Source organism: Rhodococcus sp. YL-1, from assembly GCF_001942025.1.
GTDB lineage: Bacteria > Actinomycetota > Actinomycetes > Mycobacteriales > Mycobacteriaceae > Rhodococcus_F > Rhodococcus_F qingshengii.
On record NZ_CP017299.1, the window covers coordinates 3,302,353 to 3,317,605 of the forward strand.

The window sequence follows — 15,253 nt, forward strand, 5'->3', positions numbered from 1 at the left end:
AGGACTTCCCGCATGATCCGTTGCCGAACCTTTGAAGGCACAAACAAAAAGGCAGTTTCTCATTTCTGAGAAACTGCCTTTTTGATCTAACTTCGGTCGGGCTGACAGGATTTGAACCTGCGACCACTTGACCCCCAGTTATGTAAGTAGGACTCACCTAGGTTTTTCTCGATTCGCTATCGTTTGCAGTAGCTAACGTCTGACCTGCATAAATGGTAGCAGAAACGAGAGGTCGACCTGTTCAACTTTGACTCCTAAGTGACCGCACTGCGGTCTCTCTGCGGTCCATCCGGCGAGACAACCACAAGCGCTAAAAGAAGGCCCCCACGCTGCTCGAGACAACAGTGTGGGGGCCTTCCACTCAGAACTGCATCCCTTGTTACTCCGTAATCGGTCCATGAATAAACGAGAGTGTTTGAGTTGTTTCATCTGAGTTCACCGGATGAGGCACAGGGTCCTCTCGGTGGTTTTTCCCTAGCGTGATTCGGGGAAGTTTGGTTAGGCGGGCACGAGTCCGGCCTGCGCTTCATAGAAGGTGTTGACGGTCGGTCGGGCACCGTTCACCACCGAGTAGGCGACCCACCAGGTTTCGCGGTGCGCCTTGTTAGGGTCTGCACTCAGGTGAGGGCGTCCGAATCGGTACGACCGTGGGTCAACAAGTTCACCAGCCGTAAGAATTTCGTGTCGCCGCAGGACGTCGACGTCCTCCCACAGTCCGAGCATCTCCTGGGCCAGCGCTTCCGCCGTCGTGTATGCCTCTGCGACCTCAGGGGTGCGTTCGGCGGGGTTGGGACCGTGCTGAACGATGACCGGTGCGATGTCGCGCAATTCGTCGACGATCCGTTCGCACCATGGCCGGAACAGTTCCGGAACGAGAACATCCCCAACGTCTCGCATCGCCGCTGTTGCTTGCTTGTTGTAGCGGAACCGAACTGCGTTGCTGAGCTGCTGCAGGTTCCTGTCCGTGCCGACCGCGAGGGTCTGCAGGTGATTGACGACTTCTGCAGGGGCGAGAGACTGTTCGATGAGACCGTCAGCGATCCTGCCGAGGATCGCCGCTTTGGCTTCGTCGTTGGGCGTGAACTCTCGGAGTGCCGCGAGGATCAGTTCCTGCGATTCCTGCAGGTCGAGCAGCTTACGGTGCAACGCGACGACGCGCTTTCCCGGTTTGATCTTCGCCCCGGCGAGCAGCCGTTCGACGATGGACAGTGCAGCGGAAAGGTCGTACACGTGATGCTGCGGAGGAGTAGCCATTTTGGTGCCTGCTTTCGCGGTAGACGGTGGGGGCCGGGCTGATGTTTGCGGTCAGCGACGCTCGAGGATTCGGTCGCGCATCGAGCCAGCAGTGAGGTCGGTGGGGGTACACGCGCACGCCAGGTCCACCAGCGCGATGTCGGTCAACTCCCGCGCACGTTGGGCGTCGACCTTTTTGCGGGTGCGGTGCAGCGGACGGGTGTCGGCCTGCAGCTTCGTCAGGATCGGCCGGTAGCGGACCATCGGCTGCAGTCGAGTCAGCCGCTCGTAGACGGGGCTGAGACCTTTTCGCGATCCTGCAAGGTACGCGAGGCAGCGCAGCAGGTGGTCGTCGGGAAGTTCCGGGACCGGCCTGGTGATGATCGCGGGAACCTTCGTCATCTTCGGACGTTGCTCCACACGATCCTTAGCTTTGCTAACCATATTGATGAGACTAGTTGTCGGCAGCGGCGAAAGATAGACTGGTGAGCTAATTTGTGTCGAATTCGACTGCAGTGCGGTCGCATTCACCGAACGGGATGGCGAAGTGAAGATCGCCGAGGGAGACATTGGCCGCAAACCTGCAGCTCCGAGGCCATTTCCTGACGGAAACCTTCCGCAGGACCTGCGTCGCTATATGTCGATATTTGTCACGCTCGCGCGGAATCGGATCGAAGCGAAAGCCTGAACACCGAAGGCGCATAGTGTCTTTCGGTACCTCAAGTCAGATGATCGTCAATACAGCCGAACTCAGTAGCGGTATGTCCGGCAAAGTGAATTCGCGGCGTTCGACCGGAAGTTCAGGGAGATTGCGGCAGGACGGTCACCCGCTCCGCGCGCGTGTACATGTGCGCGCGAGCGAGAAACAAACGAACACTTCGTCACGTGCCTGAGACCGCGATCCTCGAGAGCTTTGCCGTCGCATTCCACGCTTTGCGAATCGCACGCGATTCGCCGTGTCCGAAGTACGAACTAAGCACCTCGTACGCCAAGGTGAACGAGTAGGCCATGGTCTGCAGGTAGCGCGCCGTCTCACGGGCGCTGAGCGAAATCGCCGCGAGATGGGCACCATCGCGAGAGGTACCAGTTCGGACCAAGGTTCCGATGGCCAAGTTGTTGGCGTTCGCATGCACGGCCGCTGAGTAAAAACGTTGTACGAACTCAGCCATCCCCCGGCTCTCACCCTCTTCCTGGTCGTAGTCAGCGAAGAACTCACGCATCAACTGGGTGTCGGACGGGATGGGGTGGTCGATGTAGCGCCTACCGGCCTTGAAGGTCTTGAACGCCATGCCCAGGTCTGCGGACAGGTCGCTGATCTGCTGCAACTCTGCGTCGAGTTGAATCTTGTATTTGCGGGTGGCCGAATCGTCGTCGCAGTACTGCAGCCGTTCCTCTAGCGTCCTAATCCGAAAACTCATACTGCGCCGCAGTCGCTCTTGGGTCGTGACGTTGGACCGGACAAGCCAGACTGCCGTAGCGGACGCGGTGACGACAGTCCGCCCCAGAGAGATGGGGCTGAGAACGACCCCGTCGGCCAGAACCAGATGTGCGGCAGCCCTCAAATGGTCCTCTGCGCTGGCCAGATAGCGGAGCGCTTCGGCTTGAGCGTTCAGGATCGGTGCCTGACTCCATTCGCTCGCGAAACGCCGCTGGGCGTGCAGGTCTTTCCACGCCACAGAACCCGATTTGTGCGGGGAACGTACGTCGATCGGGTCGGCGCGGTACGTGTCGACGACTTCGATTACCAGCGCGTTCAACAACTCGAAGGATGCGATCACGGGGCTGACCGTAGTCGGCACGTCCGACATCTGCGGCGCATACCGGCACGCTATCCCCGTCGCCGCTTGCCTACGTCAGTGACGTTCGGCGGTTTGAACTGGACGTCGGGCAGGTCCAACAGGCGTTGATAATCCCAATGCTCGAGGGTGGCCGCGATCTTGTCGCCCACCGTGTCAATCTCATTCAGCACCCACTTCATTGCATCCCCGATCAGATGCTGAAGGTTCTCGAGGTCGGTGCCCCCGTTCTCCGTCTGGACGAACATTCCGAAGCACACTGCCTGCAGGATTTTCTTCTCACCGTCTTCAGGTCCGATCACGACCCCCGGCTTCGCCTGAGCGAAGGCGTTTTCGTCGTGGGCGATGTGCTTGTCCCGCAGGGCTTTGAAGTGCCGGAACACCGCGTCAGCTTCCGGCGCTGGGTAGATATCTTCCTTCAGCAGCCGGAACCGACCTGCGTGGGACGTGCCGAAGCATTTCGACCACGCCACGATCGCAGATCGCCACAACGCTTGCCTGATCACCGGCACTTGAATTTCGGGTAGTTGCAACGCTGTAGCGCATTGGTGAGCGAACTCGAGGTCTTGACGGTGAAGCAGAAGGTGACTGAGCCGTTTCGCATCTTCCCCCTCGATCTGGGCGAGCTTGACGGCTGCCGGGAACCCTTCGACTTGAATCCGTCCGTCCTCGAATCTCATGCCTTCCAACGTCATGGTGGTGAGCGTAAAGGGTCACCGACCAGCATCGCCACGGAACGTGGCCTGTACGTGCTCCAGGACCGCGAAAGTGGGCTTGCCGTCGACCAGTGCAGGCGGCCGACTATTCGCGGCCAGAGCACTCCCTGGGGCGTTGCGGTGACGCCACGCCGGGCACGTCGGGTCGTGGCTGACGGTGACGTGAACGAACCCGAGCGGGTCGAGGGTCGGCGGGCCGAACATCCCTGTGCAGTCGAGGCAACCGGCGTGCCCCTTACGGGCGAAAACCTCGATGATCGGTTTGGTCGTTTTCATGGCTTCCTCTCCACATCCGCTCGGTGCGGATGAATGCTGTTGGCTGAAATATCAACGGGTGGGGTGTCTTTCGGTACCTCAACCCACTTGCTTGTCGACGTAGACCACTTCGGTACCGGGTTACTGCGGCTTCGCAAAGCTTGAGCTGCAACCAGATCCTGAGCGGTCTCAGCTCTGCGGTGTTGCCGTCCTGCAGAGTCGGCTTAGCTGGTGCCCTCGAGGACGTCACCGACCGTGCGAGACCCCTCTAATCAGGCCCCTCGAGTCGGGCGGTCCTGATGCTCGGCGTCGCTTTTGGGCATTCCGTCTGTCGGCATCGCCGCTAATTGCACGGTCGCACATAGTTGCAGCGAACTAACGTGCTGTTCAACACCGCATTTTCCACCGATGGCCGGGTGAAATTCGCCGGCCATTTTGGTGCCGCTGTACTGGGGTCTCGAGCCGGGACAGCGGCACATCCTGCCGTTGACTTGGCATGCCTAGCTGGGCGCTTTGCGCACCTCTTGCCCCCTCCGCCCTGCAATGGTGCCGCGAACTTGGATCAGCCCTGTGTACGTAAGCGCTGAAAGCACGTTGTCGAAGTGCTCTTTGTCGGTCCCGTGGATGAGCTTCTTCACAGTCGATGTGCGTCGCCATTGGCCACCGTCTGTGTGCCTGAGGATCAACCTCGAGACGCGCGTATATGTTGCTTTGTCTTTCACAGTGATTGCCTCTCTCTTCGTCGCCCCTGCAACGGTCGCTCGATGCGGGCCATATGGACCCGCCCTATGGATGCCGTCCTAGGGACCCCCTCTTGTCCCCCCGAATAGACCCCGTAGTTCAGGTTTTCCGGGCATCCCGTCCTCCCGTTCCATCCCTTAAGGGATGGAAACGTCGGAACGCTACGGATTTGGCGCTTCGTTCCGGACCGTTCCGGGAACGAATTTTCATATGTTGACCTGCCCGTATAGGTGAAGAATTTGGGGCCGTTCCGCACCGTTCCGGCCGTTCCGGGGAACGTTCCGCGAGGGGGTACCGTTCCGCGCCATTCCGGAACGGTTTTCCGGCGTTCGGGAACAGCGCCGAATCGGCTCCTTCCGGCCCTCATTCGAGCGCTTTCGGCGTCTCGTCGGGCACTGTTTCGGAACGCCCTTTCCGTAGCACTAGAGCCTGACGGACTTTCTCAGAGTTGACGTTCTGGCCGTGCGCCTTCAACAGTGCCTTCGCCTTCGCATTTGAAATGTCGTCAGGTGCATCCAACTCGTCGAGGGCGATATTCACCGCCTCGACTTCACTGCTGACAGCGTGTATCGGTCCCCATGCGATCGCCCCGGTCCCCGACTTCCCGGCGTTCAGGACATGCCCCAACGGACTGTCCACGCGACGGAGTTGGACTGATTCAGCGTGCTCACCAAGCCTGGACCGCTCGAGGTCCAACGTAAGGTTGTTGCGGTTACCTGCTTCGGCGGTCAACACCCAATGCGTGTCGATGTCCGACATCTTCTGCGAGCTACCTCGGGCACCCTGTTTAGGGTCCTTACCTGTGTGGTCGAGCCGGATGATCGTCGCGTCCGGATACGCGTCACGGATGGGCATGATCGCTAGCCGGTAGAAGTCGGACCACGGTTTCGAATCGTTCTCGTCACCGTCGATGATGCGGCTCACGGTATCGATGACGATGACATCGGGGTTGATGCCTGCGATCACTGCGTGCAGCTCCTGCGCACCCTCACGTGTGTTCAGCGGGTGAAACGTCGGGTACGCCAGAATTTTTAGATGTTCACTGATGCCTTTGGATGCGAAGCCCATCTTCGTCAGGGTGCTGTGCATCCACCGTGTGCCGTTCTCGAAGTCGAGGTACAGAATCGTCGGCGGTTCGAAGGTGACCGTGGGATCGATCGCTGACCGTCCCATCGCCCAGTGCCCGGCCATCCAGTAAGTCAGGATCGATTTACCGGCCTTCGCGGCAGCCGTCAGTCCCACGTAGCTACCCCGCGCGATGATGTTCTCCTCCAGCCATACCAACGGCTCCGGTGGGTCGGACATCAGGACATCGAGGTCGACGGTTGGGAAGCGCGCGAGCGCGGCCTCGATCAGTAGCTGTTGGGCTTCCATCTCCGCTGGCGCTGCATTGCTGGTGGTCGCTAGTTCGCTCCCAGCACTGTCACCGACCCCGGTCCCGGTCATAACTATGGCTGGACCGACACCCAGTACCGACGCCTGCAGCGGTGGAAGGTTGGTCATTGGAAGTTCGGTGGCGTAATGCTCGCGGACATACGTTTCGGTGTCGTAGCGCAGCATTTCAGGCTGACTGGCGTTCTTCGCTTGGACCTTGCCGAGTGCCCACTTCAGGAGGTCGATGTATTCGCGTTGCGCTTCGTCCTCGTTTTTCCAGTTCCCGCCGCGCGTGTCGTCGCTGCGCAGTGCGACGAACGCGTCCCCTGCAGCGTCGATTGCGTCGGCAGCGTTGACGTACCCGCACAGGGACATCTGAATGAGGTCGATCAGCGACGGCAACCACGCGTTGTGCAGTCCGATCATGTCGGCCTGCATACGCATGAAGTCGACGTGTTCGTCGACTATTTCCGGGTGCGACGCGTTGGTGCAGTTCTCGCGAAAGTAGCTGATCGAGTCGAGTGTCGCCTCTGCGACCTCGATGTCGGTGCCGTTCCACGCCACCTTGTCTTTGCGGGACTCGAGCCACTGCGCCAGCTCTTCGGACATCTCGGGGATAGTGCCGACACGCTTCCAGCGGTAGGCGCGGCCGAGCGATGCCCAAAAGTGCTTCGACGGGGCCGACACGGCGATCGCGTTGCCGTGCCTGATTTCACCGGCCGAGTCCATCCCGTCGATGCCGGGAATAGCGGACGTGTGCCCGAAATGGAACCCCTGGCGGGGCCGGAAGTAGTAGTGGCCGCGTCGGTGGTCGATCGTCGACGACGACTGGAAGGGGGCGTCCTCGAGTTCGTCCCAGAATCGTTCGGGGATGTTCTGCGCGTTGTCCGCGTCGACGATCAGGATGTCGGGTCCGGCGTGGACGCCGAGACCGAGCGTGTCGAACGGAACCCACCTGTAAATATCTGTCTGCGTGACGACACTCTCGAGTGTCGTCGTGTCCGGTTCGGTGAACCACTTCTCGATGACCTCGGGATCGGTCGTCGATTTGTTCTGCCAGCCCCGGCCGAGTAGTCCGCCCGGATTTTTCGACGCGTCTTCGCCGGGCTTGTTGCCCGTCGGCTGACTCGTCAGTGGCAGAACTCGGAGACCGGCAGCGGCCAGAGCCTGCGCCGCTTCGAGCAGTGTGAGGTCATCGGAAAGCAGAGATTCGGGCAGTACGTACGTCGGTCCAGCAGCGCTGACCGATGCGGGGGCAGGTTGAGTCACGGCGCTCTCAGGGTCCTCAGCGCTGGCGGCGCTTCTGGGTGTCGAATGGTCGAGGGTGTTGCGGGCGTCGGTCATGCTGTCGCCTCGCCGTGCTCTGCCAGCCACGCTGTCTCGAGCTTCGCGACCTTTCTCTTGGCCGCATATTTGCGGTTCCGGCCGTCACGGCACATGATGCAGACGCGCCAGCCGTTAGGCGCGGTATAGAGGTTGTCCCCGAACAAAGGGTGCCCACGGTCGCAGAAGATTTTCGCGGCGTTGCGGGCTGATGGGCCGGAACCGAGCAGGATGTTCATACGACGGGTTATCTCGTCCAAATGGTCAGGGTTGACGCACAGCGGCGTACGGCACGTGTGGTCGATCTGATGTCCCGGCCGGATGGCACGGCCATGTTCGAGGGTCCAAGCGAGCTGGTGACCGTAAACGGTCCGGCCCCGGAGCGAGAAGTTTGCGTACCTCCCGTTGTGAGCGCCCTGCCACATGTGGCAGCCGGTGCCGTCGACCACTATCTTCGCCGTGAACCGGCGCTCGAGACGTTCCCGTTCGTCGGGGGTCATGGCGTTCACGATCGTTGCCATCCACGGCTGACTGCCATGCCGGTGAGGTGTTTTAGGCATGAAAAAACTCCCTTCAGGGCGCTTCCGAATCCCGACGGTCGGGAAATTCGGTCGTTCGTCGCTTCCTGGGGAGTGGAGATGGGTCGAGCTGTGACGTCTTTTGCTACGGACGCAACGGCAGCTATGTCCGTCGCTCTTGCGGAAAGAAACTCCGCAGGGCAAACCGGTTGAGGGCTTTGCCGAGCTGGTCGATCACTTCGGCTTCGGACAATTCGCGCGGATGGATCACGCCGACGACGCGGCTACCCCTGCTGTCGATGGGCAAGGTCGTGACGAACACCCATCCGGGCATGAGGTCGAACACTTCCGCGAAGGGGACAGCAAACGCGCCGTGGTCGTCCCGTATGCGCTTGGTCACTTCGTCCACCACCATCCCGATCCGGGGTGCGTTGGACCGGAACCGAAGCCTGTTGTCGAACGTTCCGAATCGCGGGTTGTGCAGAGCGATGAAGCAGTAGTTAGGCGTCGGGTCCGGGACGCTCGGCGACGTAGGGGTGAACGTGGATGTGTTCGTCATGATTCGTGCCCTTTCTTGGCGGGGCCGATGTCGCGTCGGGTCATCGAGTACTCGAGTAGTGAGCCGAAGTGGTCGACGTCTTTGCGACGTGGACGGAGCGAGCGCAGGACGCCAGCTAGGGCGCGTGACCTGGGCGTATCATGATGCATGTGAGTTTCCAATCTCTCTAGGCGGAGTAGGGGCTTGCAGGGTGATCAACCCAACGGAATGCCGCGAGCTACGGTTCGCGGCATTTTGCTTATGTCAGTGCCCCCCGCGTAGCGATGCCTCGAAACGGGCGTTGTTGTATGCGCGCAGGTCACCCAACCTGTACGTAATGCGCCCGTTGCGTAGAAACGATGCTGGGCCTCGGCGGTTCCCATCCGTGCGATCTTGGCGGCATGTTGTTACCGCTTTGCCGATGAACACCGCCGTAGCGTGAAGTGTCACGAGAGCACTGTCCGGTGTCGACTCATCAATCTCAGCCGGATCAGTGATCAACCTCTGATAACTGCCCGGCAGCTGTGGCGAGGCTTGCACCATTTGTTCGACCCTTTCGTACGGTTTTTCGACCAGAATCCACTGATCGCTTGCCGTCAACAGACAAGCACAGGCGTCATGGTGCCACAACTCCCATAAGTACGAATTATGCTGTGCCACAAGCACTTAAGGTACGTCAGACATCCAGCAACGGGAGAACCTACACCCACCGTGAGCTGCATATCTGCTTATTTGTAACTACCGATTGGCCAAGTGGACATGCACCCAATATCAGTGGTGTGATCTATCCCACAATGCAGCTCAAGGTTAAGTGGTCACATGTTGATCAGACCGTTGCTAGGTTTCTCGGTATGACAGATTCTCCATCCACCCAGAGCACCCACCGACAGACCAAACGAAACAGACGCGCTGGTGTCATTGACCGCTGGCACACCCACGAAGATCTTGTCGACGAGAACCGTGAACCGATCCATACCGCTTGTAAGTGCAGGACAACGAAGAAACCAAGCGCGCGGCATGGCAAGGGCCTGCAGTATCAGGCGCGGTGGGTAGACGACAACGGCAAGGAACAGGGCAAATCGTTCCGAACCAAAGCAGAGGCAAAAGCCTGTGCAGACAGCGAGACAGCCAAGCTGGAAACAGGCCGATACGTCGACCCAGCCAAGAGGGGGACGACGGTCGCTGAGATAGCCGACTCGTGGGCGCACCGTGAGTTCAAAGCAGTCGGGACCCGCACGACCTACCTCACGTTGGTACGCGCCTATATCTTGCCGACATGGGGTTCGACGCCGATAGCGGAGGTGAAACACTCTGCCGTTGCGCGCTGGGTCACGACGCTCTCCGCTACCGGAAGCAAGACAGGATCAACTCTGGCACCTTCCACGGTGCGTCAAGCTCACAAGGTGTTCTCACAGATTCTCGTCTCCGCAATGCGTGACGGATTCATTCATGCGAACCCCGCCGACCACGTCCCGCTCCCCCGACTGCCGCGCAAGACTCCTAAGTTCCTGACCCCCGTAGAGGTCGAGCGAGTCGCTTGCGCTGCAGACTATCGAGCGGCCACCAAACGGCCGGGTTCGCGTACCGACCTAAAGCCTGTTGCGGAGTTACCGACGGACGACGACGGTGTGCCGGTCATCCCCCCGTCACCGCCAACCACGAACGGGTTGATCGTGCGATTACTCGGCGCGACCGGTCTACGTGCTGGAGAACTGTTCGGATTGCGCGTCGGCGGCATCGATCTGGTGAATCGAAAACTTCACGTCGTGGAGGGCGTCGTCGAGGTCCACAAGCTCGGCTTGGTCGTCGGTGAAACCAAATCCCACCAGGAACGCTGGGTGCCGTTCCGCTCGTCGCTGGTGGAGCCTCTGCGGGTTCAGATCGCAGACAAAAAGCCAGATGAGTTCCTATTTCAGTCAGCAAAGGGTGATGCGGTGCGACTGCGGAACTGGTCCCGTCGCTACTTCTCCCCCGCTGCAGCCTTGGCGGGCGTATCCGACGACGTAACGGTCCACTGGCTACGGCATTCAGCGGCCACCCAAGCTCTCGCTGAGGGCATGAACCATGTCGATGTCCAGCTCATCCTCGGGCATGCAAGTCCAAGCATCACCATGGATGTCTACGCTCACGTCGACCCAACCAAGCTCAAAGCCATCGGTGATGACTGACTGCGGTCTATTGCGGTCCGGAAAAACTACTGCGGTCCGACTGCGGTCCAGACAGCAGTAGAGGCACTACCCAATGTTCTGGATAGTGCCTCTGATCTGCGTCGGGCTGACAGGATTTGAACCTGCGACCACTTGACCCCCAGTCAAGTGCGCTACCAAGCTGCGCCACAGCCCGTCCCACGCCCTTGTTTCGGGCGCTTGGAAAGATTACATCAGGGACGGGCCGAAGTACCAATCGGCTGGTCAGAGCCGTTTCAGTACCGAATTGGACGCAGAATCAGCGGCCCTTACGGTCACGCTTCTCGCGCACTCGGACGGATACGCGGATCGGGCTGCCGTCGAAGTTGAACTCTTCACGCAGACGCCGCTCGATGAAGCGGCGGTAGCCGGCCTCGAGGAAGCCCGTGGTGAAGAGAACGAATGTCGGCGGGCGCGTGCTTGCCTGCGTCGCGAACATGATGCGCGGAAGGCGACCACCACGCATCGGAGGCGGCGTTGCTGCCACAACTTCCTTGAGCCAGGTGTTCAGGCGACCCGTGGGGATGCGCTTGTCCCAGGACTCCAGAGCCGTGTCGAGAGCCGGCACGAGCTTCGCCACGGCGCGACCGGTGTGGGCGGAGATGTTGACTCGCTGAGCCCACGGAACGCGGACCAGATCGCGGTCCACTTCCTTGTCCAGCATGAGTCGACGGTCCTCGTCCACGAGGTCCCACTTGTTGAATGCGATCACCAATGCACGACCCGTGTCGGCCACCATGCTCAGAACACGCAAGTCCTGCTCGGTGATCGGCTCGTGTGCGTCGATCAGCAGGATCGCAACCTCAGCGGCCTCGATCGCGCTCTTCGTACGCAGCGACGCATAGAACTCCGCCCCGCTGGCATGGCTGACGCGCTTGCGCAGACCAGCCGTGTCGACGAAACGCCAAGGGCGCCCGCCGAGTTCGACAATGGAGTCGACGGGGTCGACGGTGGTGCCGGCAACATTGTGCACGACGGACCGCTCGTCACCGGACAGCTTGTTGAGCAAGCTGGACTTTCCGACATTCGGCTTTCCGACGAGAGCAACACGACGCGGACCGCCGCCGGGGATACCTTCACGCGGGGTTTCCGGCAGCTTCTCGAGAACCTCGTCGAGCAGGTCTCCGGTACCGCGGCCGTGCGTCGCACTCACGGAGTACGGCTGACCGAGGCCCAAGGACCACAGCGCTGCAACCTCGGACTCGGTGCGTCCGTCGTCCACCTTGTTGGCAACGAGGATGACCGGAGTCTTCGAGCGGCGAAGCACGCGAGCAACAGCTTCGTCCGTCGCGGTAGCGCCGACAACAGCGTCGACGACCAGGAGAATGGCGTCAGCCGTTCCCATGGCCAACTCCGCCTGACGTGCGACCGCCTGCTGAAGACCCTTTGCGTCGGGCTCCCATCCGCCGGTGTCCTGGACTAGGAAGCGTCGTCCGGCCCAGTTCGCCTCGTACGAGACGCGGTCACGGGTAACGCCGGGGATGTCTTCGACTACCGCTTCACGACGGCCGATGATGCGGTTGACGAGCGTCGACTTGCCGACGTTCGGTCGACCGACAACAGCCAAGGTCGGGACGGCAATGTGCGCTTCCCCTTCGCCGTCCGCTTCGAGATCGGCGTAATCCCACTCCGATTCCTCGGACCAAGTTCCGTCACCGGCATATTCGGTTACCAGATCGTCGCTCACTGCACTGCTCCAGTTCTGTCGCTGACCACCAACAGCAACTTGGCGATCACATCTTCAATTCCCAATTCGCTCGTATCCACCAGAATGGAGTCGTCGGCAGGGCGCAACGGCGACACTGCCCGAGTCGAATCGAGATGGTCACGGCGCTGCACATCAGCCAGCACCGCTTCGTAATTGTCTTCACGGCCTTGGTCGATGTTCTGCGTATTGCGCCGTGCCGCACGGGTTTCCGCCGATGCGGTCAAGAAGATCTTGACGTCTGCATCGGGGAGTACGACGGTTCCGATGTCGCGACCTTCCACGACGATCCGGTCTGCGCTTGCCGCCAACTCACGCTGAGTGGCGACCAGCAGGTCACGAACCTCGGGTACAGCCGACACCGCGGAGACAGCCTTGGTTACCGCGTCGCCGCGGATCTCCTCGCTGACGTCCGCGCCGTCGAGATGCACCTGCTCACTGCTTGGATCGGTACCGATGGACCACGGCAATGCCGCAACGGCAGCGGTGATCGCGGCGGAATCAGCCAGATCGATTCCCTGACGCAGCACGTGCAGGGTCGCGATCCGGTAGATGGCTCCGGTGTCGAGGTAGCGAGCGCCCAAACGCTGCGCCAACGCGCGAGAGACGCTGGACTTGCCGGTTCCGGACGGTCCGTCCATAGCGACTACCAGCGGCATGGACGAATCGGTCACAGGCCGACCGCCTCGTACAGTCCACCGACCTCGCTACGTCCGAGGACGCGCTGCGTTCCCGGACGCTGATCGCCGAGAGCGACAACTCCGACGTTGGTGCGAACCAGACGGACAACGGGGTGACCGACGGCATCGAGGAGGCGACGCACGATGTGCTTACGGCCCTCGTGCAGAACGAGCTTGACGAGCGTCTTGCCCTCGTTGATCTCGAGCACGGTGAACGCGTCCACCTTCGCCGGACCGTCGTCGAGGGTGACACCGTCGCGCAACTGCTTGCCGGTGCTGCGCTCGACAACGCCGTGAACCGTGGCGAGGTACGTCTTCGGAACCTCGAACGACGGGTGCATCAGGCGGTGAGCCAAATCGCCGTCGTTGGTGAAGAGAAGCAAGCCTTCGGTGTCGGCGTCGAGACGGCCGACGTGGAAGAGCCGCTGACCCGACTGAACGCGCTCGGAGACGATGTCACCGACACACGGACGACCGAGATCGTCGGACATGGTGCACTGCCAGCCACGCGGCTTGTTCATCGCGAGGTAAACGAGGTCCTTCTGCACGACGACGCGGACGCCGTCGACACGAACCACTGCGTTCTCGGGGTCGACACGCAGACCCTGTTCGACGACGATGCGACCGTCGACCTCGACGCGCCCCTGGTCGATCAGTTCTTCAGCTGCACGGCGTGATGCGACGCCGGCCTGAGCCAGCACCTTCTGCAAGCGGACGCCGTCGCCCTTCGGCGGGCCGTCGTGCTTGGTGATCTCGGCATGCTGGTGACGTGCCGGCTTGGCGTTGGAGACCAACGGGTTCTGAGAGACGACGCGCTGCGGCTTCTCGGTCTTCGGCTTGCCTCGCTTGTTTGTCGCCGGCGGTGTGGGAGCTGCCGGGCGCTTGCGCGGAGGTCCGTCGAACTTGGACCCACGAGGTGCGTTCGACCATGCGCCGCCGCGAGGAGCGTCGGGGCGTGCGCCGCGCTGATCGTCACTACGACGGTCAGCGCCGCCACGCGGTGCGCGACGGGCGTCGACGTGGGGGGTACGGCGGTCATCGCTGCGGGGTCCGCGGCGATCGTCCGTGCGCGGGCCGCGCCGATCGTCGTTGTAGCCACCACGACGGTCGTCCGTACGTGCAGGGCGACGGTCATCACTGCGCGGCGGGCGACGGTCATCATTGAATCCACCGCGACGGTCGTCCGTGCGGGGACGGTCGGATCCGGCGTTGCGGTCGTATCCCGAGGTACTGCGGGAAGTGTTGCTGCGTCCACCACGGGGCGCTTCGCTACGTGCGCCGCGGGGGGCGTCGCTGCGACCACCACGGGGTGCATCGCTGCGTGCGCCGCGGTTGTCGCGGGAGTTGTTACGGTCCGGTGTGCCATCTCGGCGAGCGGGATTGTTCACTTTTTTCCTGTCAGTTTTCTACTGTTTCCCGAGCGTGGTCGGGTCTTTCTCGGTGCTGACGAGCGCCGGGATTCCGGTCAGTCGTCGACTTCGGTGTCCACTACGTCAGCGGGCACGTCTGCCTTGTTCATTCTCGCAAATCGCGGATCGGATTCCAGGCTTTCGCTGATGTCGTCGATGAGATCGACATCAGGCAAGAGCGGGGCCAACTCCGGGAGCTCGCTCAGCGAGGCCAGGCCGAGCCGTTCGAGGAACAGTTCGGTCGTGGAGTACCGTGTCGCGTTGGTGTCCGGGTCAGGCCCGGCTTCCGCGATCAGTCCGCGGGCAAGGAGGGTGCGTACCACCCCGTCCACGTTGACGCCTCGTACCGCACTGATCCGCGCACGAGTCAACGGTTGACGGTATGCGACTACGGCCAAAGTTTCCAATGCCGCCCTGGTCAATTTGGTGCGTGCGCCGTCCAATAGCAGCTTTTCCACGTACGGGGCAAACTCTTGTCGCGTGTACAGACGCCATCCGTCGCCCGCGTAGCGAAGGTCCATTCCGCTGCCGCGAGCGGTCAATGCGGCCGACATCGACGTCAGGCGTTCTTCGACTCGTTCCGGCGCGGTTCCGGTGACAGATGCGAGTTGGTTCACTTCGGCCGGCGAATCCACGACAAGCAGAAGCGACTCCAGCACTGCGTCGAGTTGATCGTCGTCGAGTTCGAAATCGGGGGCGGAATCTTCGGACTCCGAGGCGTGTTCGGTAGGCTCGATCATCTCGTCTAGCTGCGAAGATTCCGATTCCGTCGGCTCGGC

The 15,253-nt window shown here is 61.3% G+C and carries 13 protein-coding genes and 1 tRNA gene; 1 reads left to right on the forward strand and 13 read right to left on the reverse strand.

Features of this window, described 5'->3' with window-relative positions; translation table 11 throughout:
- Positions 1 to 498 precede the first annotated feature (498 nt).
- The 8 genes from BH682_RS15345 to BH682_RS15385 form a co-directional block, all read right to left on the reverse strand.
- Entirely contained in the window at positions 499 to 1,254 is a 756-nt protein-coding gene (locus BH682_RS15345) for a hypothetical protein (RefSeq protein WP_075833277.1), read from the reverse strand.
- 51 nt (positions 1,255 to 1,305) lie between these two features.
- Complete coding sequence (locus BH682_RS15350; protein ID WP_143542549.1) at positions 1,306 to 1,677, reverse strand: hypothetical protein; 372 nt, start codon at positions 1,675 to 1,677, stop codon at positions 1,306 to 1,308.
- 437 nt (positions 1,678 to 2,114) lie between these two features.
- Complete coding sequence (locus BH682_RS15360; RefSeq protein WP_087503828.1) at positions 2,115 to 3,011, reverse strand: hypothetical protein; 897 nt, start codon at positions 3,009 to 3,011, stop codon at positions 2,115 to 2,117.
- Positions 3,012 to 3,061: 50 nt separating this feature from the next.
- Positions 3,062 to 3,724: a hypothetical protein gene (locus tag BH682_RS15365; RefSeq protein ID WP_075833285.1), complete on the reverse strand. Its 663-nt coding sequence runs from the start codon at positions 3,722 to 3,724 to the stop codon at positions 3,062 to 3,064.
- A gap of 18 nt (positions 3,725 to 3,742) precedes the next feature.
- Positions 3,743 to 4,021: a hypothetical protein gene (locus BH682_RS15370; protein WP_075833287.1), complete on the reverse strand. Its 279-nt coding sequence runs from the start codon at positions 4,019 to 4,021 to the stop codon at positions 3,743 to 3,745.
- A gap of 1,083 nt (positions 4,022 to 5,104) precedes the next feature.
- Positions 5,105 to 7,459, reverse strand: a complete 2,355-nt coding sequence (locus BH682_RS15375) for an AAA family ATPase (RefSeq protein ID WP_075833289.1) — start codon at positions 7,457 to 7,459, stop codon at positions 5,105 to 5,107.
- Positions 7,456 to 7,998 (reverse strand): HNH endonuclease signature motif containing protein, encoded by a 543-nt coding sequence (locus BH682_RS15380; protein ID WP_083954675.1) that lies wholly within the window; start codon positions 7,996 to 7,998, stop codon positions 7,456 to 7,458. Before BH682_RS15380 ends, BH682_RS15375 begins: the two co-directional genes overlap by 4 nt.
- A 121-nt stretch (positions 7,999 to 8,119) precedes the next feature.
- Complete coding sequence (locus tag BH682_RS15385; protein WP_075833292.1) at positions 8,120 to 8,515, reverse strand: hypothetical protein; 396 nt, start codon at positions 8,513 to 8,515, stop codon at positions 8,120 to 8,122.
- Between the two features lie 830 nt (positions 8,516 to 9,345).
- On the opposite strand from BH682_RS15385, the gene BH682_RS15390 reads away from it, so the two are divergent.
- Positions 9,346 to 10,662, forward strand: a complete 1,317-nt coding sequence (locus BH682_RS15390; RefSeq protein WP_075833294.1) for a tyrosine-type recombinase/integrase — start codon at positions 9,346 to 9,348, stop codon at positions 10,660 to 10,662.
- Positions 10,663 to 10,763: 101 nt separating this feature from the next.
- Here BH682_RS15390 and BH682_RS15395 read toward each other — a convergent pair.
- From BH682_RS15395 to scpB, 5 genes are all read right to left on the reverse strand, one after another.
- Positions 10,764 to 10,837 (reverse strand) — tRNA-Pro (locus BH682_RS15395).
- A gap of 102 nt (positions 10,838 to 10,939) precedes the next feature.
- Complete coding sequence (der, locus tag BH682_RS15400) at positions 10,940 to 12,367, reverse strand: ribosome biogenesis GTPase Der (protein WP_003946199.1); 1,428 nt, start codon at positions 12,365 to 12,367, stop codon at positions 10,940 to 10,942.
- The gene (cmk, locus tag BH682_RS15405; protein WP_190287615.1) at positions 12,364 to 13,044 is read right to left on the reverse strand and encodes a (d)CMP kinase; all 681 of its coding nucleotides are present in this window, start codon (positions 13,042 to 13,044) and stop codon (positions 12,364 to 12,366) included. Before cmk ends, der begins: the two co-directional genes overlap by 4 nt.
- Positions 13,045 to 13,055: 11 nt before the next feature.
- Positions 13,056 to 14,453, reverse strand: a complete 1,398-nt coding sequence (locus BH682_RS15410) for a pseudouridine synthase (protein WP_075833298.1) — start codon at positions 14,451 to 14,453, stop codon at positions 13,056 to 13,058.
- A gap of 77 nt (positions 14,454 to 14,530) precedes the next feature.
- Complete coding sequence (gene scpB, locus BH682_RS15415) at positions 14,531 to 15,214, reverse strand: SMC-Scp complex subunit ScpB (RefSeq protein WP_037127047.1); 684 nt, start codon at positions 15,212 to 15,214, stop codon at positions 14,531 to 14,533.
- Between the last annotated feature and the right edge of the window lie 39 nt (positions 15,215 to 15,253).